Annotated in this window: 16 protein-coding genes; 11 read left to right on the forward strand and 5 right to left on the reverse strand. The window is 63.3% G+C overall.

Annotated features, from left to right (window positions below):
- Nucleotides 1–2 precede the first annotated feature (2 nt).
- The 10 genes from QMO80_RS11805 (at nucleotide 3) to QMO80_RS11850 (ending at nucleotide 13092) form a co-directional block, all read left to right on the forward strand.
- A complete protein-coding gene (locus QMO80_RS11805; RefSeq protein ID WP_283196782.1) occupies nucleotides 3–1271 on the forward strand; it encodes a hypothetical protein in 1269 nt (422 codons plus the stop codon).
- A gap of 45 nt (nucleotides 1272–1316) precedes the next feature.
- Nucleotides 1317–2333 (forward strand): acyltransferase, encoded by a 1017-nt coding sequence (locus QMO80_RS11810; protein ID WP_283196783.1) that lies wholly within the window; start codon nucleotides 1317–1319, stop codon nucleotides 2331–2333.
- Nucleotides 2334–2548: 215 nt separating this feature from the next.
- On the forward strand, nucleotides 2549–3433 hold the full coding sequence (gene purU / locus QMO80_RS11815; RefSeq protein ID WP_283196784.1) for a formyltetrahydrofolate deformylase: 885 nt from the start codon (nucleotides 2549–2551) through the stop codon (nucleotides 3431–3433).
- 119 nt (nucleotides 3434–3552) lie between these two features.
- Nucleotides 3553–6474 (forward strand): aminotransferase, encoded by a 2922-nt coding sequence (locus tag QMO80_RS11820; protein ID WP_283196785.1) that lies wholly within the window; start codon nucleotides 3553–3555, stop codon nucleotides 6472–6474.
- 517 nt (nucleotides 6475–6991) lie between these two features.
- Nucleotides 6992–7186, forward strand: a complete 195-nt coding sequence (locus QMO80_RS11825) for a hypothetical protein (RefSeq protein WP_003544544.1) — start codon at nucleotides 6992–6994, stop codon at nucleotides 7184–7186.
- Nucleotides 7187–7314: 128 nt separating this feature from the next.
- Nucleotides 7315–8310, forward strand: coding sequence for a P1 family peptidase (locus tag QMO80_RS11830; protein ID WP_283196786.1), 996 nt, complete (start codon nucleotides 7315–7317; stop codon nucleotides 8308–8310).
- Between the two features lie 42 nt (nucleotides 8311–8352).
- On the forward strand, nucleotides 8353–9261 hold the full coding sequence (locus tag QMO80_RS11835) for a LysR family transcriptional regulator (protein ID WP_283196787.1): 909 nt from the start codon (nucleotides 8353–8355) through the stop codon (nucleotides 9259–9261).
- Between the two features lie 138 nt (nucleotides 9262–9399).
- Nucleotides 9400–10929, forward strand: coding sequence for an ABC transporter substrate-binding protein (locus QMO80_RS11840; protein WP_283200173.1), 1530 nt, complete (start codon nucleotides 9400–9402; stop codon nucleotides 10927–10929).
- A gap of 351 nt (nucleotides 10930–11280) precedes the next feature.
- Entirely contained in the window at nucleotides 11281–12228 is a 948-nt protein-coding gene (locus QMO80_RS11845) for an ABC transporter permease (protein WP_283200174.1), read from the forward strand.
- Nucleotides 12229–12231: 3 nt separating this feature from the next.
- Nucleotides 12232–13092, forward strand: a complete 861-nt coding sequence (locus QMO80_RS11850; protein ID WP_283196788.1) for an ABC transporter permease — start codon at nucleotides 12232–12234, stop codon at nucleotides 13090–13092.
- On the opposite strand, the gene QMO80_RS11855 is transcribed toward QMO80_RS11850, so the two are convergent.
- From QMO80_RS11855 to QMO80_RS11865, 3 genes are all read right to left on the reverse strand, one after another.
- Nucleotides 13093–13950 carry an NlpC/P60 family protein gene (locus QMO80_RS11855; protein WP_283196789.1) on the reverse strand — a complete coding sequence of 286 codons (858 nt, stop codon included), beginning with the start codon at nucleotides 13948–13950 and terminating at the stop codon, nucleotides 13093–13095. It abuts the gene before it with no gap.
- A 35-nt stretch (nucleotides 13951–13985) separates the two neighbouring features.
- Nucleotides 13986–14336 (reverse strand): MarR family transcriptional regulator, encoded by a 351-nt coding sequence (locus QMO80_RS11860; protein ID WP_007634042.1) that lies wholly within the window; start codon nucleotides 14334–14336, stop codon nucleotides 13986–13988.
- Nucleotides 14337–14494: 158 nt separating this feature from the next.
- A complete protein-coding gene (locus QMO80_RS11865; RefSeq protein ID WP_283196790.1) occupies nucleotides 14495–15886 on the reverse strand; it encodes a M17 family metallopeptidase in 1392 nt (463 codons plus the stop codon).
- A 144-nt stretch (nucleotides 15887–16030) separates the two neighbouring features.
- On the opposite strand from QMO80_RS11865, the gene QMO80_RS11870 reads away from it, so the two are divergent.
- Nucleotides 16031–16867, forward strand: coding sequence for a tetratricopeptide repeat protein (locus QMO80_RS11870; RefSeq protein WP_283196791.1), 837 nt, complete (start codon nucleotides 16031–16033; stop codon nucleotides 16865–16867).
- 7 nt (nucleotides 16868–16874) lie between these two features.
- On the opposite strand, the gene QMO80_RS11875 is transcribed toward QMO80_RS11870, so the two are convergent.
- Both QMO80_RS11875 and QMO80_RS11880 read right to left on the reverse strand, forming a co-directional pair.
- Nucleotides 16875–17507 carry a LysE family translocator gene (locus QMO80_RS11875; protein ID WP_283196792.1) on the reverse strand — a complete coding sequence of 211 codons (633 nt, stop codon included), beginning with the start codon at nucleotides 17505–17507 and terminating at the stop codon, nucleotides 16875–16877.
- 74 nt (nucleotides 17508–17581) lie between these two features.
- Nucleotides 17582–18568, reverse strand: coding sequence for a type II secretion system F family protein (locus QMO80_RS11880; RefSeq protein WP_283196793.1), 987 nt, complete (start codon nucleotides 18566–18568; stop codon nucleotides 17582–17584).
- Nucleotides 18569–18575: the final 7 nt, after the last annotated feature.

Raw genomic sequence — 18575 nt, forward strand, 5'->3', positions numbered from 1 at the left:
CGGTGGCGGCCGTCGACCAGAAGGCAGCTTTCTCTGTAGCCGGCAGTGCAGCCGGCGCAGGGTCGCGGACCGATTATCCCCTGCTCTGGCTCGGCCTGCTGTCGGTGCTCTACAACGGCATTCTCGCCTTCATCAACCACAACATCATGCCGCTCTCGATGACGCATGTCGCCGCCAGCGAAGGGCTGATCATGGCGAGCGCCCTCATCTACATCCTGCACAAGGGGATCTACGAGACCGATCTGCCGGCTTTCCTGTTCCTGCTGTTCACGCTTGTGGTGACCATCTATGTCAGCGCGCTCAACCGCATGCTGTTCGTCGATCATTTCCGCAACGTGCTGATCATCTTCTGCTTTACCGGCCTCGGCGGCTGGAGCAACGAGAAAACGATGAAGCTCGCCTTCCGCTGGGCGAGCCTTGCCGTGATGATCTTCCTGATCTTCGAGATCGTCAGCGTGCCGTTTTTTGTCAGCATCGTGCATCCGTCCGATTATTTCGCCAATACGCGCGGGCTGCTGCCGCTGAGCTACAACACGACGGGCCTGTTCCAGAACGCGCTCGGTTTTCCCGAGCGTTTCTCCTTCGGCATCATCGACCACCGATCATCCTCGATCTTCCTCGAGCAGGTGTCGCTCGCCAATTTCTGCGGCGTGATCGCGATCTATCTGATTTCCATGTGGGAAAGAATAGGCCGCTGGGACCGGCTGCTGTTCGTCGGCACGGCGGTGCTGATCCTGGTGACGAACGATACGCGCACGATGCTGATCTTCTGCTTTGCCTGCATCGTCGGCTATTTCGTCTTTCCGAAGATCCCGAGGAATTTCAATCTGGCGCTGATGCCGCTGATCGTCGCTGCCGGCTTCCTCGTCTACACCCTGAAGCCCAATGCGACCGGCGACAATTTCACCGGCCGTATCAACCTGACGATGAAGAAGATCATGGAGCTTGATCCGCTCGCCGTCCTCGGGCTTTCGGTCGACCGGGTCGCCGAATTCGCCGACAGCGGCTATGTCTACCTGATCTACGCGGCGACGATCTTCGGCGTCATCGCCCTCTGGCTGTTCGTCTGCCTCTTTCCCGCCGGGCGCACGGCGGCGCAGCGGCGTTGCGCCCATTCACTTTCTCTTTTCATTTTTCTGAATATGATGATCGGGGGAACCGCCGTTTTCTCGATGAAGATCGCCGGGCTCCTGTGGTTCGTCGTCGGATATATGCGCTTCCACGACAGCCCGCGCCTCCGGCAGGATCGTGCGGCGGATGTAGAGAGTTGACCGCAGCGGCACGGCGCCCGCGCGACCCGAGGAGCAAGACGCCAGATGCTTGTCCAGCTTCAATATCTGCGCGCTATCGCGGCGCTGATGGTCGTCTATTTCCACGCGATCCTGCAGCTTGCCAAGGTCAATCCGGCGGTCGACGCCACTGCCTTCGTCTACGGTGAGACCGGTGTCGACATCTTCTTCGTGCTCAGCGGTCTCGTCATGTGGCTGACGACGAGCGGACGGGCGGTGAGCCCCATCGATTTCGCCCGCCGGCGCATCAAACGCATCGTCCCACTCTATTGGCTGGCAACGCTGTTTTCGGCTGTCGTGGCGCTGGTGGCCCCTTCACTGCTGAAATCGACAGTGTTCGACCTGCCGCATGCGATCGCCTCGCTGTTCTTTCTGCCATGGGCCAATGCCGCCGATCCGAGCACGATCACCCCCGTCGTCGTGCCGGGCTGGACGCTGAACTACGAGATGTTTTTCTATCTTGTCTTCGCGCTGCTGCTGCCGCTCTCGGAAGCCCGCCGCATCCCGGCCATGTTTGCCGTCTTCGCCGCCATCCTGATCGCCTGCCGGCTGCTGCCGGAAACGACGGCCACCCGGTTCTACGGCGAGCCGATCATCCTGGAATTCCTTGCCGGCGCCGTGCTCGGCTGGCTCTACCGGCAGAAGGTGCTTCTGCCGAACCGCTGGGCATGGGCCGCACTGGCCATCGGCTTTGCGTTCCTCCTCATCAACGAGGCGCTGATGCCGCCGGCAAGCCGGTTCTACGCCTGGGGGATCCCGGCGATCTTCATCGTCTATGGCGCGGTCTCCATCGATTTTTCCAGGCTGCCGGTCCTCACATGGCTGAACTATCTCGGCGACTGCTCCTACAGCATCTATATCACCCACGCCTTCACGCTTGCATTCCTGAGGGTCGCCGCCGACCGCCTGCCGATCGGTATCCTGCAGCAGCCGGTGCTGTTCGTGATCCTGTCGCTGGTGCTCTCGTCGATCGGCGGCGCCATCATCCACGAAATCACCACGCCCCGCCGTAAGGTCGCGATGGCGGGCCGCCCGCCGGCCTAAAATCGACAGCTGAGGCGAGAATACGCATCCCGGCGGCGCTGGCGGCACAGTTTTCCGCGTAACTTCTCCTAAGCTAGGCCCAGCGTGAGAGAATTTGCAGAAGCATGATGGTTTGCCTTGCAATTTGTCGCATGAATGAAAGCGCACCGGCCTGTTCGCGGCCCGGGCTTTGATCTAAGCACGGCGGCGGCCTTGAAGAGGGAAGAGGGAGAGACATGAGAAGCTATGTATTGACGGTATCCTGTACATCGACGCGCGGCATCGTTGCGGCGATTTCGAGCTATCTGGCGCAGAAGGGCTGCAACATCATCGACAGCTCGCAGTTCGACGATCTCGATACCGGCAAGTTCTTCATGCGCGTCTCCTTCATTTCGGAAGAGGGACTTTCCGGCACGGAGATCGGCGCCGATTTTGCCGCCGTCGCCGCACCATTCGAGATGGACTACGAATTTCACGACAGCGAGAAGCGCATGAAGGTGCTGCTGATGGTGTCGCGCTTCGGCCATTGTCTCAACGACCTGCTCTACCGCTGGAAGATCGGCGCCCTGCCGATCGACATCGTCGGCGTCGTCTCCAACCATTTCGACTACCAGAAGGTCGTCGTCAACCACGACATCCCCTTCCACCATATTCCGGTCACCAAGGCCAACAAGGTGCAGGCCGAAGCCCATATCATGGAGGTGGCCGAGCAGACCGGCACCGAGCTGATCGTGCTTGCCCGCTACATGCAGATCCTGTCGGACGAGATGTGCCAGAAGATGTCGGGCAAGATCATCAACATCCACCATTCCTTCCTGCCGAGCTTCAAGGGCGCCAATCCCTACAAGCAGGCCTATGGCCGCGGCGTCAAGCTGATCGGGGCCACCGCCCATTACGTCACCGCCGATCTCGACGAAGGCCCGATCATCGAGCAGGACACGGCCCGCATCACCCATGCGCAGTCGCCCGACGACTACGTCTCGATCGGCCGCGACGTCGAAAGCCAGGTGCTGGCCCGCGCCATCCACGCCCATATCCACCATCGCACCTTCATCAACGGCAACCGCACCGTCGTCTTCCCGGCAAGCCCGGGCAGCTACGCTTCCGAACGCATGGGTTGAACGCGGTCGAGACCCACATCTGTTTTGCTGGCAAACGACAATCTCCCGTTGCCTGCCAGCAGCAAGTATTTGATTATCGCCTTCAATAGGTAATCGAATCATGCTGCGGGAGGGGTGTCATGACCGACGAGGCGCTTGTTGATCGCATGTCGCTGCCGCGTCCCAACGTGACCGTTGCCGACGCGGAAGAGATCCTTCTTGCCCATTACAGCCTGTCAGGCACCATCACCGAACTCGGCAGTCAGCAGGATCGGAACTACCGCGTCGATAGCGATCGCGGCCGCTACGTCCTGAAGATCTGCCATGCCGCTTACGAGACCCGCGAACTCGAAGCGCAGAATGCAGCGATCCATCACCTCAAGGGCAAGCAGGATGCGCCACGCGTTCCCAATGTGATTGCCAGCAATGAGGGGCGGGAGATCGTCGTGCTGACGGTGCGCGGGCAGGGCTACCAAGTCCGGCTGCTGGAATATCTGGAAGGCCAGGGGCTGACGGAACTGACCTACCTGGCGCCGGCTTCCGTTGCGGCGCTCGGCGCGCTCTGCGCCAAGCTGGCGCAGGCGCTTGCCGATTTCAACCATCCCGGCCTCGACCGCAGCCTGCAATGGGATCTGAGGCGGGCCGGGCCGGTCGCGGTGCAACTGCTTTCCGCCATCACCGACAGTGCCGCGCGCGACCGGATCGCCAAGACCATGGTGATGGCCGTTCGCCGCATCCAGCCCTTGGCGCCGTCGCTTCGGCTGCAGGCGGTGCATCACGACGTCACCGGCGATAATGTCGTCGGTCATCGCAGTGCCCATGGCCAAATCATTCCCGACGGAGTGATCGATTTCGGCGACATCATCCGCGGCTGGCTGGTCGGCGACCTCGCCGTCACCTGCGCCTCGCTGCTGCATCATGCCGAGGGCGACCCTTTTCATATCCTGCCTGCCGTCACCGCCTATCAAGCGATCTATCCGCTGACCGAGGAGGAATTGAAGGCGCTCTGGCCATTGATCGTCGCCCGCGCGGTCATTCTCGTCGCCAGCAGCGAGCAGCAGATTTCGGTCGATCCCGACAACGACTATGTCCGCGGCAATCTCGATCGCGAGCGGGCGATCTTCGATACGGCGATGTCGGTTCCCTTCGAATTGATGGAAGCAGCAATCCTCCAGGCCGCCGGCGGCGATGTCGCCGCCCCGGAAACATCGGAATGGCTGCCGCTGCTGCCCGACATCGATCCCGCCGGGATCGCCTATGTCGATCTCGGGGTGCGGAGCCCGCATTTTTCCGCCGGCAACTGGCTGAATGCCGATATGGACTGGCGGCTGCTTGCCCGGGCTGCGACCGAAAACGGCACGGCGGCGACGCGCTACGGCGAATATCGGCTGTCCCGGGCGGGAACCGCCGGCAGACAGGCGACCTGCGCCCTGCATATCGATATATGCCTTGCCGCCGGCAGCGCGGTTGCCGCGCCCTTTGCCGGCCGCATCGGCTGGAAGGACCAGCATCTGACACTGACCGGCGACGGAACGACCCTGCACCTCGACGGGCTCGACCCCTCGGTCGAGGATGGCGCCGAGCTTGCCGGCGGCGACCCGCTCGGCACGGTCGTCGGCGAGGCTTCGTCGCTCGGCGGACTGCGCGTCCAGCTTTGCAGCCTCGCGGGGCTGGAGCCGCCGCTCTTTGCCACGCCGCGCGAGACGGCGGCCTGGTCGATGCTCTGCCCTTCGCCCTCGCCGCTTCTCGGCCCTGGAGCCGATGCACCGAAACCTGAAACCGCTGCGCTGCTCGCCAGGCGGCAGGCGCATCTGGCAGGGGCGCAGAAGAATTATTACGCGGCGCCGCCGCAGATCGAGCGCGGCTGGAAGGAGCATCTGTTCGATGTCGAGGGCCGCGCCTATCTCGATATGGTCAACAATGTCTCCATTCTCGGCCATGGCCATCCCAAGCTTGCGGCGGCGATCAATGCCCAATGGCTGCGGCTCAACACCAACTCACGCTTCCACTATGCCGCGATCACGGAATTTTCCGAACGGCTCGCAGCACTTTTACCGGACGGGCTCGACGCGGTCTTCCTGGTCAACAGCGGCTCGGAGGCGAACGATCTGGCGATCCGGCTGGCGCAGGCTCACAGCGGCGCGCGCAACATGCTCTGCCTGCTCGAAGCCTATCATGGCTGGTCGTCGGTAAGCGACGCCGTTTCCACCTCGATCGCCGACAATCCTGAGGCGCTGACCACCCGGCCGGACTGGGTGCATGCGGTCGTGTCGCCGAATACCTATCGCGGCGCATTCCGCGGCCCCGATACGGCCGCCGGCTATCTCGGCGCGATAACGCCGGTGCTGGAGGCGATCGACGCCGGCGGCGAGGGCCTTGCCGGCTTCATCTGCGAATCGGTCTACGGCAATGCCGGCGGCATCCCGCTGCCGGACGGGTATCTCACCCAGGTCTATGCTGAGGTGCGCGCCCGCGGCGGCCTCTGCATCGCCGATGAGGTGCAGGTCGGTTATTCCAGGCTTGGGCATTATTTCTGGGGCTTCGAGCAGCAAGGGGTCGTGCCCGACATCGTCACCGTCGCCAAGGGCATGGGCAACGGCCATCCGCTCGGCGCCGTCATCACCACCCGGGAAATCGCTCGGTCGCTGGAGAAGGAGGGCACGTTCTTTTCCTCCACCGGCGGCAGCCCGGTCAGCTGCGTCGCCGGCATGACGGTTCTCGACATCATGGCCGAGGAGAAACTGCAGGAAAATGCGCGAGAGGTCGGCGATCATCTGAAGGCGCGGCTTGCCGCACTGATCGACCGCCACCCGATCGCCGGCGCCGTGCACGGCATGGGCCTCTATCTCGGCCTCGAATTCGTCCGCGACAGAACGACGCTGGAGCCGGCGACCGAAGAGACGGCGGCCATCTGCGACCGGCTGCTGAGCCTCGGTGTCATCATGCAGCCGACCGGCGATCACCAAAATGTGCTGAAGATCAAACCGCCGCTCTGCCTCAGCATCGACAGCGCGGATTTCTTTGCGGACATGCTGGAAAAGGTGCTCGACGAAGGCTGGTGACAAGGGCTTGCGGTCTTAACCAAATCGGTCATTTCGAGGCATTCCGATTTTTAATGAAACGGCCCATTGCCTGAATCAGCCGGGCTTCCTATCTCTGCTGCGGCGATCGAAAGAGTTTCGATTCTGTCATGCGAATTTTACGAAGAGCTGATATGTTTCTTTCCGTAAACTTCGGCTGGGATGGAATGAATTTTTTCCGATCGTCGATATTTTGACACGTTTCGGAATATGTTTCTGACAGGCTACAGGTTAATCTCTACCAAGTTAGTAGATTATCAATGGCAGCCATCGCCGGCCCCGGGCTCTTCCGGGACCTCTCAAGTGCAACGCCAACGCAAGGAACGAGCATGATAGACATCGATATTCTCGCCGACCTTGGGCGATCTGTGCTTGGCAATGACCGTCCGGGCGCCCTCTCCCGCCCGAACTGTCGAATGTGACGTTCGTCCTCCTTTCAACGGTACCAGACAAGTCAATTCGCCATGGCTGCGCATGTCGCGCGGCAGGAGTTCTATCTATGAAGAAGCAAGTTATCGAATATGCAGGCGTTCCCGTCGGGATCGTCATTCCCGATGAAGACCGGCTGAAATTCATCGCCGTGAAGTTTCATGTCCACGACCTCGACGAGCAGCGTTTCGGCTCGCCTGACGAGGTGCGGCTGGCCATCCACGATCTGATGACCCGCCGTCATCCGAAGCCGCTTCATGCCTGAGGGCATGAGGCCGGCATCGCATTCACGGCTTTTCCCGATGTCCGACCGGTCCCGCCATTTGGGGCCGGTCTTGTTTTTTGAGGACAATTGCAGTCCTATCGGCGGCCTATCCGCATAAGGATCCGCCCTTGCCCGATCTTCTCAACCTCATCACCGATATCGACGGCGTTTCCGTCGGCCATGCGACCGACCTTGCGCTCGGTTCCGGTGTCACGGTCATCGTCTTCGATGCGCCGGCCGTCGCCTCCGGCACGGTGCTCGGCGGCGCGCCGGGCGGGCGCGACACCGGCCTGCTCGATCCGTCGATGACCGTCAACGCCGTCGATGCCTTCGTGCTCTCCGGCGGCTCCGCTTTCGGGCTGGATGCCGCTGGCGGCGTGCAGGCCGGATTGCGCGAACTCGGCCGCGGCTTCGCGGTCGGGCCGGTGCGCATACCGATCGTGCCGCAGGCGATCCTGATGGACCTGCTGAATGGCGGGAATAAGGATTGGGGGCTGCACTCACCCTATCGCGACATGGGCTATGCGGCACTGAAAGCCGCCGCCAAGGGCGCCTTCGCGCTCGGCACCGCGGGCGCCGGGACAGGGGCGACGACGGCCACCGTCAAGGGCGGGCTCGGCTCGGCGAGCGCCGTCAGCAGCGCCGGGCATCGCGTCGCGGCAATCGTCGCCGTCAATGCGCTCGGCTCGGCAACGATCGGCGACGGGCCGCATTTCTGGGCAGCCCCCTTCGAGAAAGACGCAGAATTCGGCGGGCTCGGCATGCCTGCGGTGGCCGATCACAGGATGCGGCTCAAGGGGATGAATACGCCGGCAACGACGATCGGCGCAGTGGTGACCGACGCACAGCTGACCAAGGCCGAGGCGCACCGGCTTTCGGTGGCCGGCCACGACGGTCTTGCCCGGGCGCTGCTGCCGGCGCACCTGCCGCTCGACGGCGATACGATTTTTGCCGCTTCGACGGCCAGATATCGCCGAGACGACATGGCGAGCCTGATGGAGCTTTGCCATCTTGCCACCATCGTCATGGCGCGGGCGATCGCCCGCGGCGTCTACGCGGCCACCGCGCTGCCGGCCGGGGGCGCGCAAAAGGCATGGCGCGACCGCTATGCCGACGGTCAATGATTGAATAGGGTCCGACCCGGACAGAATGGCGGAGAGACGTGAATGCAGATCCGGGCGCTGATGTATTTCGACGAGCTGGTCAGGACCAATTCGATGCGCCAGGCGGCCGAAAATCTCAATGTGGCGCCGACGGCGATCAGCCGGCAGATCGAAAACCTCGAATCTCATTTCGGCGCGCCGCTGGTCGAGCGCAGCTCCCGCGGTGTCAAGCTGACGGCTGCCGGCGAACTGCTTGCCGCCCGCGCCGGCCGGACGCTGCGCGAACTCGATCACGTGCAGCAGCTGATCGAAGACTTGAAGGGTCTGCAACACGGCCATGTCAGCATCTATGCCAATGGCGCCACACTCACCAGCCTGCTGGCGCCGGTGCTTGCGGAATTCAGCCTGAAATATCCAAAGCTGCGCTTTACGGTGACGATCAGCAGTGCACGGCAGGCCGTCGACGCCGTCAGCAGCGCTGCGGCGGATATCGCCGTGACGCTGTTTGCGCCGGTCATGTCAGGCACCAAGGTCCGGCTGCGTTCCGAGATCGCCTATGATCTTATCGTCGCGCCGCAGCATCCGGCTGCGGCGCTGCCCGATATCCCCTTGAAGAGACTTGCCGACTACCCGCTGGCGCTGCCGGAGCATTCCTTTGGCTTCCGTCAGGCCTTCGACGCGCTGATCGAAAAGGAGGGAGTGGATCTCGATCCCGTTTTCGTCACGAGTTCGATCGAGATGCTGAAGGAGCTGGTCCTCAGCGGGGCTGCCGCCACGTTACTGCCGGCGCTTGCCGTTCGCCGCGAGATCGAAACCAACCAGCTGCGCGCCATCCCGCTTGCCGGCAAGACCGGCATTCGCACCCATGTCGACCTCTGCGTCGCGCCGGACCGGCAGCTGTCTTTTGCGGCGGCGACCCTGGTCGACTTCATAGAAAACTTCATGCGCCAACGCATGGACGTCAAAGACTGACGCTTGCATTTGCAGCGGATTTATTGTGTAGCTGTTTTGGCTACACCGGCCATCAGAAATCATCATAATGTGTGCGCTGGGTAGGCTACAGCCTATTGGTGAAAGGCTTCGCCTCGAGCGCAGCCAGACAGGGACATGATGATCAAGGTTTTCTTCGCGCCTTCGGCGCGCTTCGCTCGGCAGATCTCCCTCAGGGCTGCGCTCACGGCCGGACTGGTGATGGCGGCGATGGCGCCGGCCGAGGCGGCCAAGACCACCCTCACCCTCGGCATGAGCGTCGAGCCGACCGGCCTCGACCCGACGATCGCGGCGCCGGTGGCGATCGGCCAGGTGACCTGGCAGAATGTGTTCGAGGGACTGGTGACGATCGACCAGGCCGGCAAGATCCGGCCGCAGCTGGCGAAAAACTGGGAGATTTCGCCCGATGGCCTGACCTATACGCTCAAGCTGCAGAGCGGCGTCAGATTCCATGACGGCGAGGCCTTCGATGCGGCGAGCGCCAAATTTTCGCTCGACCGCGCCCGCGGCGCGGATTCGGTCAATCCGCAGAAGCGCTTCTTCGCCTCGATCGCCTCGATCGATACGCCCGATGCCGAAACGCTGGTGCTGCATCTCTCGACGCCGACCGGCAGCCTGATCTACTGGCTCGGCTGGCCGGCTTCGGTGATGGTCGCGCCGAAGACGGCCGCCGGCGACAAGGTGACGCCGGTCGGCACCGGCCCCTTCAAATTCGTCGGCTGGGCGAAGGGCGACAAGGTCGAGTTGGAAAAGAATGCCGATTACTGGAACAAGGCTGCGGCCGCCAAGCTCGACAAGGTGACCTTCCGTTTCATCGCCGATCCGCAGGCGCAGGCGGCTGCGCTGAAATCCGGCGATCTCGATGCCTTTCCGGAATTTGCAGCACCCGAGCTGATGAGCTCCTTCGACGGTGATACCAGGCTCGTCACCCGGATCGGCAATACCGAGCTCAAGGTCGTCGCCGGCATGAACAATGCCAGGAAGCCGTTCGACGACAAGCGCGTGCGCCAGGCGCTGATGATGGCGATCGACCGCAAGACGGTGATCGACGGTGCATGGTCCGGCCTCGGCACGCCGATCGGCAGCCATTACACGCCGAACGATCCCGGCTATCAGGATATGACCGGCGTGCTTCCCTATGACGTCGAGAAGGCGAAAGCGCTGCTTGCCGAAGCCGGCTATCCCAACGGCTTCACCTTCACGATCAAATCGCCGCAGATGGCCTATGCGCCGCGCAGCGCCGAGGTGATGCAGGCGATGTTTGCCGAGATCGGCGTGACGATGAATATCGAGCCGACCGAATTTCCGGCGAAATGGGTCCAGGACATCATGAAGGACCGCAACTTCGACATGACCATCGTCGCCCATGCCGAGCCGCTCGACATCGACATCTACGGGCGCGATCCCTATTATTTCAATTACAAAAACCCAGTCTTCAACGCGCTGATGAAGAAGGTCCAGGAGACGACCGATCCCGCCGCGCAGAATGCGATCTATGGCGAGGCGCAGAAGATTCTCGCCGAAGACGTGCCGGCGCTCTACCTCTTCGTCATGCCGAAACTCGGGGTCTGGGATAGGAAGCTGAAGGGGCTGTGGGAGAACGAGCCGATCCCGTCCAATGTGTTGTCCGGGGTTTCGTGGGAGGAGTGAGGCGGCCCTGATGGGGATGCAGAAGACCTTGGAGAGATCCGGCATGTATTTGGCCGATATAGGGCACAGCCTTTCCCCTATCTCGCAAAGTCAGTTCAACCTGCGTTGGCATTGTTTGATTTCGCAGGCGGATGGCGCTCCTAGTACCGGCGCCTCGGAGAGCTCCTTCCGCCCGCCCCACCCTCCGTCATGCTCGGCCTTGAGCCGAGCATCCACACGGCACCCACGAGCAGCCGCGGCATGGATCCTCGGCTCAAGGCCGAGGAGGACGGAGAGTGGGGTTGGCCTTCTCGCCAAACCCACCGCCAGCGCATCGGAGAGCCGCAGCGCCATCCCGCCAGCGTGGCCCGCATGATCGCACTCCTCGCCCGCCGCTTCGCCGGCCTCCTCGTCACGCTCGTCATCGTCTCACTGCTGATCTTCGCCGTCATGGATCTCCTGCCCGGCGATCCCGCCTCGATCATGCTCGGCACCTCGGCAAGCCCGGAGACCTTGGCGGCGCTGCGGCATGATCTCGGGCTCGATCAGCCGCTCATCCTGCGTTACGGGCGATGGCTGGCCGGCCTATTCTCCGGCGATATCGGCAATTCCTACACCTATGGCGTTCCGGTCGCCGGGCTGATTGTCGAGAGGCTGGCGGTGACGCTGCCGCTGGCGCTAATGGCGGTCGTGCTTTCGGTGGCGATTGCCCTGCCGCTCGGGGCGCTGGCTGCGTCGCGTCGCGGCGGTCTCTTCGGCATCATCGCAACGCTGTTTTCGCAGGTCAGCATTGCCGTGCCCGCCTTCTGGGGGGCGCTGCTGCTGATCATCCTGTTTTCGACGATGCTCGGGCTGATGCCGGCCGGCGGCTTTCCGGGCTGGAGTGCCGGCCTTCTGCCGGCGTTGCAGGCGCTTGTCATGCCGGCCGTCGCGCTGGCGATGCCGCAGGCCGGCGTGTTGACGCGGGTGGCGCGCTCGGCAGTGCTCGAGACGCTGCATGAGGATTTTGCCCGCACAGCCGTCGCCAAGGGGCTTTCGCGCGGTGCCGTGCTGTGGCGGCATATCGTGCCGAACGCGCTGATCCCGATCCTCACCATGATCGGGCTGCAATTCACCTTTCTCGTCGCCGGCGCGGTGCTGGTGGAAAACGTCTTCAACCTGCCCGGCCTCGGGCGGTTGGCGCTGCAGGCGCTCTCCCAGCGCGACATCATCGTCATGCAGGACGTCGTGCTGTTCTTCGCCGCCCTCGTCATCCTGGTGAATTTCATCGTCGATCTCTCTTACCTCACGATCGATCCCAGGATGAGAAAGGCGGTTTGAGACATGGCTCCCGTCGTTTCCACCGCCGTTGCCGGCCGCCGCGACCTTAAACTTAGCCGGAGAATGAACCTGGTTTCCGGAGCCGTGATTATCGGCCTGCTGTTTGCCGTTGCGCTTCTATCGCTCGTCTGGACGCCGCTACCGCCGGCGAAAATGCAGATCATCCATAAGCTGCAGCCGCCGCTTGCCTTCGGCCTGCTCGGCACCGATCAGTTCGGCCGCGACGTGCTGTCGATGCTGATGGCGGGATGCTGGAATTCGCTGTCGATCACCGTCACGGCGGTTGCGGTCGGCGGGACGCTCGGCTCGATCGCCGGCATTTCCGCGGCGGCAATTCGCGGCCCTTTCGAAGCGCTGCTGACGCGCATCTGCGACGTCATCTTCGCACTGCCGCCGATCCTGTCGGCCATGGTGCTCGGCGCCTTTCTCGGGCCCGGGCGTTTCACGGCAATCACCGCGATCGCCGTCTTCATGATCCCGGTCTTTGCACGGGTGACACTGGCAACCTCGCTGCAGGCGTGGAGCCGCGACTATGTTATGGCGGCGCGCGCACTCGGCAATACGCGCCTGACCATTTCGCTGCGCCACGTGCTGCCGAACATCATCAGCCAGATTATCGTGCACGGCGCCATCCAGCTGGGGCTGGCGATCCTGACCGAAGCCGGTCTCAGTTTCCTCGGGCTCGGCATGGCGCCGCCGGCGCCGAGCTGGGGACGGATGCTGGCCGAGGCGCAAACCTATCTGGCGCTCGCGCCCTGGCTGGCGATCCTGCCCGGTCTTGCCATCGCGCTCGCAGTCTTCGGTTTCAACATGCTTGGCGACGGCTTGCGCGACCTTCTCGACCCGCGCGAGACGCGACCCTGATCAGCCGATCGGACGGCGGTAACCGGTCGGCTGCTCGTAAAGCCAGCCGATGCGCTTGACGGCAGCCTCGAAATTCTCGCGCGCCACCGTCATGCTGTGGCCGTTGGCGTGGAGGATGGTTTCCGGATCCTCGAAGACGGCGACATGGCCCTTCCAGAACACCAGGTCGCCGCGGCGGATTTCGGAACGGTCGATCGGCCGGCCGAGGCCGGCTGCCTGCATGTCGGTATCGCGCGGCGCGTCTCTGCCCGTCATCAGCATCGCCAGCTGGACGAGACCGGAGCAATCGATGCCAAGGCCGGAGCGTCCGCCCCAGAGATAGGGCGTCTCCAGGAAACGGGCTGCAATCTCGACGTAATCGGCGGCATCGAGCGCGCCGATCGGCTGGACGTGCCTGGCGAAGATCGCGGTTCCATCCTCGAGCACGACATAGCGATTGCCGCGCGCTTCGGCCTCGCCGGCGACATGGACGCGGCTTCCCATCGACAGGATGGCCTGGTGGGGTTTGCGCAGCTCCGGTTCCGGATAGAGGAAGGTGCGCTGGACGGTGACGATATGGGTCGGCACCGGACGGCCTTGCGACAGCGCCTCTGCAGGGAGATATCCGACGTAGCCGTCCGAAGCGGCTTTCACCCAGCACCAGCCGGCGGCGCGATCGAAAACCGTCACATCCTCGCCGAGAAGCAGCTCGGTATCGATGCCACGCGCAAGATCGGGTTCGGGGCGCAAGGCCGCGACCGGAATGGCGACGCGGGCCGGGGCGCCTTCGACGAAGCGCGACGCCTCCACCTTGCCTTCGAGCCGCGCTTCGGCGAGATCGGGCCGATAGGCATGCAGGCGGCGGTCGAGCATCGTCATTGAGTTTCCTTTCAGATGGCCTTTCAAATGGCCTCTCAGAGCGGCAGCCGGCGGGCCTGATCACGGACGAGGTCGCCGAGCTTTTCCAGGTATAGCGCGCCGCCGACGGTGCGCTTGATGATCACGCTGCGCCGGTCGGCATCGTCGCGCACACGATCGACCAGGCCCATCTCACCCATCGTGTCCAAGGCGCGGGTAATGACCGGCTTGGTGACCTCGAGTGTCGCGGCAAGCCCGCGCACCGTATGCGGCGGCGGCACCAGATAAATATGCAGCAGGATCGCCATCTGGCGCAACGTCAAATCGCGGTCATCGTGGCGGACCTGATCGAGCGCCACGCCATGCCAGAGCCCCAGCGCCTGCGAGGCGGTCAGTTCGATCGGCACGGCCCCTCCGGAAAATCGTTACGCTAACGTTTCATTTTCCGGCAGTTGCCATGGACATGCAAGAGGCGGCAGGAATTGCCGCCCGGCAGGGTGAATAAAATTTTAACGATCGGCAGCGCGGGCAATATGCGACCGCCCCTCAGCCCTCGTTTGCACCGTCAGCGGAGGCTCTCGCGGATATGATGGAAGAGCGCGCGGATTGCCTGTGCTTCGCCGCCGCCCGGCGAATGCGGCCGCTCGGACTGCGCCCAGCCGTAAATGTCGAAATGCGCCCAGCTCTTCGCCTTGCCGACGAAACGCTTGAGGAAAAGTGCGGCGGTGATCGCCCCCGCCATGCCGCCGGCCGGCGCGTTGGTGAGATCGGCGAATTTGGCGCGGATATCCTTTTCGTAGCCGGCATAGAGCGGCAGCCGCCAGATCGGATCGTCGGTTTCCAGGCTCGCTTCGGTCAGGTCGTGCGCCAGATTGGCGTCATCGGTGAAGAAGGGCGGGAGATCCGGACCCAGCGCAACGCGGGCAGCGCCCGTCAGCGTCGCCATGTCGATCAGGAGATCGGGCTCTTCCTCGTCGGCATAGGCAAGCGCATCGGCAAGGATCAGACGGCCTTCGGCGTCGGTATTGTCGATCTGGACGGTCAGGCCCTTGCGGCTCTTATAGATGTCGCCGGGGCGGAAGGCATTGGAGGAGATGGCGTTTTCGACGACGGGGACGATGACGCGCAGGTCGACCCTCAGCTTGGCGTCCATGATCATCAGAGCAAGCCCCATGACATTGGCGGCACCACCCATGTCCTTCTTCATCAGCAGCATGGAGGCGGCGGGCTTGATATCGAGGCCGCCGGTATCGAAGCAGACGCCCTTGCCGACGAGCGTCACCTTGCGATGACCCTTCTTGCCCCAGCGCAGTTCGAGAAGGCGTGGCGCATCGGCGCTGGCGCGGCCGACGGTATGAACCAGCGGGAAATTCTGCTCGAGCAGCTCGTCGCCCGTGATAACCGATACCTCTGCCTTGTAATGTGCAGCCAAACCACGGAACACGGTTTCGAGCTGGTTCGGCCCCATGTCATTGGTCGGCGTATTGATGAGGTCGCGGGCGAGAAAGACGCCGGCGAGCTGGCGCTTGATGTCGGCACTGTCGGCATCGCGGGGGATCATCAGTGTCGCCGCCGGCGATTTTTCGGATTTGTAGCGGTCGAAACGATAGCTGCCGAGACCAAAGCCGAGCGCCAGGCGATTTGCCGTCAACGGTGCGGTTTCGATGTGCCAGTCGCCGGCGGGCAGCGCCCGGGCGAGCCTGCCGGTGATGTAAGGCTGCTCGGACGGATTGGTGCCGACGCCAAAAAGCGCGCCGCCGAGATGGCCTTCGGCCGTCGGGATCAGCAGCAGCGACCCGCTTTCGGCTTTGTAGCCCGCCTTCTGCGCCCAATCGAGCGCGATCGGATCGATCGTGCCGGTCTCGATATGGGCAGGGGTGACGGCAAAGATCGGCAGCGTCGAACCGCCCTTCGTGTTGAAAGGGGTCGGTCTCTCGATGAACTGATAGGGGGCCATGATTGTCCTTCGGCGGTCGTAAGGAATCACTCCTTAACGGTCTGTTAGGGTTAACAGACTATTGCTGGAGCGAAGATTGCGTCAAACCTTTCCCTGTTCCGCGTTCGAGGTCAGGCGCCGATTTCGGAATCCAGGGAACGCGTCATGCCGGCCTCGCTCACCACCACATTAACCCATCGTATCCTGAGGCGCGCTGCCGCATCGCTGATCGTCCTGGCACTTGCCGGCTGCTCGACGACCAAGGATCGGATGACGACCGGCTCGGTGCCGAAGCTCACCAAGCCGGTTGAAGAGATGGACGCGACCGAGCTGCGCTCGGCAACCGACCGGCTCGGCCAGGCCTACGAAAAGAACCCGCGCGATCCGGTCACCGGCGTCAACTATGCCAATCTGCTGCGCATGAACGGCCGTGACGCGCAGGCGCTCGCCGTCATGCAGCAGGTGGCGATCAGCAATCCCGCCGACCGCAACGTGCTCGCCGCCTACGGCAAGGCGCAGGCGGCGGCCGGCCAGTTCCAGCAGGCGCTCGACACGATCGGCCGCGCCCAGACACCGGATCGTCCGGACTGGAAGCTGATCTCGGCCGAAGGCGCGATCCTCGATCAGATGGGTCGGGCAAGCGATGCCCGGCAGCGCTACCGCGACGCGCTCGACATCCAGCCGAACGAGCCCTCGATCCTTTCCAACCTCGGCATGTCCTATGTGCTGACCGGCGATCTGCGCACCGCCGAAACCTATCTGCGCTCCGCCGCCAGTCAGCCCACCGCCGACAGCCGCGTCAGACAGAACCTTGCCCTCGTCGTCGGCCTGCAGGGACGTTTCCCGGAGGCCGAGCAGATCGCCCGGCGCGAACTTTCGCCACAGCAGGCCGATGCCAATGTCGCCTATCTCCGCGGCATGCTCTCGCAGCAGAATTCCTGGCAGAAGCTTGCCGCCAAGGACAAGACGCCGGGTGCCGCGGACGCCAGCAACACCAACTGACGATGGTTTAGCGGACACTCAGGCCCGACAGAATGAGACGAAGTCCGAGGCCGCCCATGACGGCACCGGCGGCCCGGTCGATCCAGCTCTTCGCCGCGAAATAGAGCCGCCGCGGATGGCGGGCCGAAAAGGCCAGCGCCACGATCGAATACCACCCCGCTTCCACCGCAAAGACGCCGAGCGGCAGCGCAATCATCAGATCGAGCGGCACCGTCCTTGGCAGAAGTGCTGCAAAGAGGCTGGCATAGACGATGATGGTCTTCGGGTTGCTGAGCTGGGTCAGCAGCGCGGTCGTGAAGCTCAGCCTCGGCGCGCGGCGGTCATCGCCGGCGTCGGAAACCTCCAGCGGCTGCGCAGCACCTCTCCAGATATTGACGGCGATATAGATGAGATAGGCGCCGCCTGCGACCTTGAGCAAGATATAGAGCCATTCGAACTGCGACAGCAGCGCGGTCAGACCGGCGAGCGCCAATACGGCAAAAACCACCCCGCCGGCGCCCATGCCGAGTGCGGCGGCGAGACCGTCCAGCCGGGACCGCGAAATGGCAATCCTGGAGACGACGACGAAGCTCGGGCCGGGGCTCATCGCGCCGACCGCCAGCGCTGCCATGATGCTGATGAAAACGCCTGCAGAAGACATTCGAAAACCCTCGTTCGAGATCGAAGGCTACTGCATTCTTCCTCAAATCGGAACCGGTTTGGACGGCGGCGAGCTCAGAACTTGTCCGACACCTGGATGCCGGCCGGACCGAGAATGACGGCGATCAGCACCGGCAGGAAGAACAGGATCATCGGCACCGTCAGTTTCGGCGGCAGGGCGGCCGCCTTCTTTTCCGCTTCGTTCATGCGCTCGTCGCGTCCTTCCTGGGCGAGGACGCGCAACGCCTGCGCCACCGGCGTGCCGTAGCGGTCGGCCTGGATCAGCGCTTGAGTGACCGAGCGCACCAGCTCGATCTGGGTGCGCGTGGCAAGATTGTCGAGCGCCACGCGGCGATCCGGCAGGAAGGAGAGTTCGGCCGTGGTCAACACCATCTCCTCGGCGAGCGGCGGCGACTGCTCGCCGAGTTCTTCCGACACGCGACGCATCGCCGCCTCGATCGAGATTCCGGATTCGACGCAGATCAGCATCAGGTCGAGCGCATCCGGCCAGGCGCGTTTGATCGAGTGCTGACGCTTGCCCATACGGTTCGAGATATAGATGTTCGGCGCGTAGAAGCCGAGATAGCCGATGCCGATGACGGCAAACAGGCGGATGGGCGTGCCCCTGTCAGCGAGATTGCCGAGGCCGAAGACCCAGAAGGCGGCAAGCGCCAGGAAGAGGAAGGGCAGCAGGAAACGCGCCACAAGGAAAGTATTCAGCGCATTCTCCGAGCGAAACCCGGCAGCACGCAGCTTGTTGACCGTATTCTCATCGACGAGCGCCTTGCGCAGGTTGAAGCGCTCGACGATCTGGCGGACCGAGCGATTGTTCTGGCTCCTGAGCGATGCCTTGCCGGCGCCGGTTTCGGTGTTCATGCGGGCGCGTTCGCGCGCGCGGATCTGCTCGCGCTCGGTCGAAACGGCTTTCATACGCTTGTTGAGATCGCCCCGTTCGAAGAAGGGGACGGCGATCGTATAAAACGTGGCGAAGACCGCGATCGCCACGAGGAGCGCGATCAGCATGCTTGGATTGGTCAGGGTTGCGGCAAGGTCCTGCGACATGGTGCGT

Origin of the sequence: Rhizobium sp. BT03, assembly GCF_030053155.1 — a bacterium.
Taxonomy (GTDB): domain Bacteria; phylum Pseudomonadota; class Alphaproteobacteria; order Rhizobiales; family Rhizobiaceae; genus Rhizobium.

What these genes read in the sequence shown, in the direction of transcription:
- QMO80_RS11825 (WP_003544544.1), top strand. Translation starts at nt 6,992, where the DNA reads ATGAAGAAGCAAGTTATCGAATATGCAGGCGTTCCCGTCGGGATCGTC.
- QMO80_RS11880 (WP_283196793.1), bottom strand. Translation starts at nt 18,568, where the DNA reads ATGTCGCAGGACCTTGCCGCAACCCTGACCAATCCAAGCATGCTGATC.
- QMO80_RS11865 (WP_283196790.1), bottom strand. Translation starts at nt 15,886, where the DNA reads ATGGCCCCCTATCAGTTCATCGAGAGACCGACCCCTTTCAACACGAAG.
- QMO80_RS11870 (WP_283196791.1), top strand. Translation starts at nt 16,031, where the DNA reads ATGCCGGCCTCGCTCACCACCACATTAACCCATCGTATCCTGAGGCGC.
- QMO80_RS11810 (WP_283196783.1), top strand. Translation starts at nt 1,317, where the DNA reads ATGCTTGTCCAGCTTCAATATCTGCGCGCTATCGCGGCGCTGATGGTC.
- QMO80_RS11850 (WP_283196788.1), top strand. Translation starts at nt 12,232, where the DNA reads ATGGCTCCCGTCGTTTCCACCGCCGTTGCCGGCCGCCGCGACCTTAAA.
- QMO80_RS11875 (WP_283196792.1), bottom strand. Translation starts at nt 17,507, where the DNA reads ATGTCTTCTGCAGGCGTTTTCATCAGCATCATGGCAGCGCTGGCGGTC.
- QMO80_RS11820 (WP_283196785.1), top strand. Translation starts at nt 3,553, where the DNA reads ATGACCGACGAGGCGCTTGTTGATCGCATGTCGCTGCCGCGTCCCAAC.
- QMO80_RS11840 (WP_283200173.1), top strand. Translation starts at nt 9,400, where the DNA reads ATGATCAAGGTTTTCTTCGCGCCTTCGGCGCGCTTCGCTCGGCAGATC.
- purU (WP_283196784.1), top strand. Translation starts at nt 2,549, where the DNA reads ATGAGAAGCTATGTATTGACGGTATCCTGTACATCGACGCGCGGCATC.
- QMO80_RS11845 (WP_283200174.1), top strand. Translation starts at nt 11,281, where the DNA reads ATGATCGCACTCCTCGCCCGCCGCTTCGCCGGCCTCCTCGTCACGCTC.
- QMO80_RS11855 (WP_283196789.1), bottom strand. Translation starts at nt 13,950, where the DNA reads ATGACGATGCTCGACCGCCGCCTGCATGCCTATCGGCCCGATCTCGCC.
- QMO80_RS11835 (WP_283196787.1), top strand. Translation starts at nt 8,353, where the DNA reads ATGCAGATCCGGGCGCTGATGTATTTCGACGAGCTGGTCAGGACCAAT.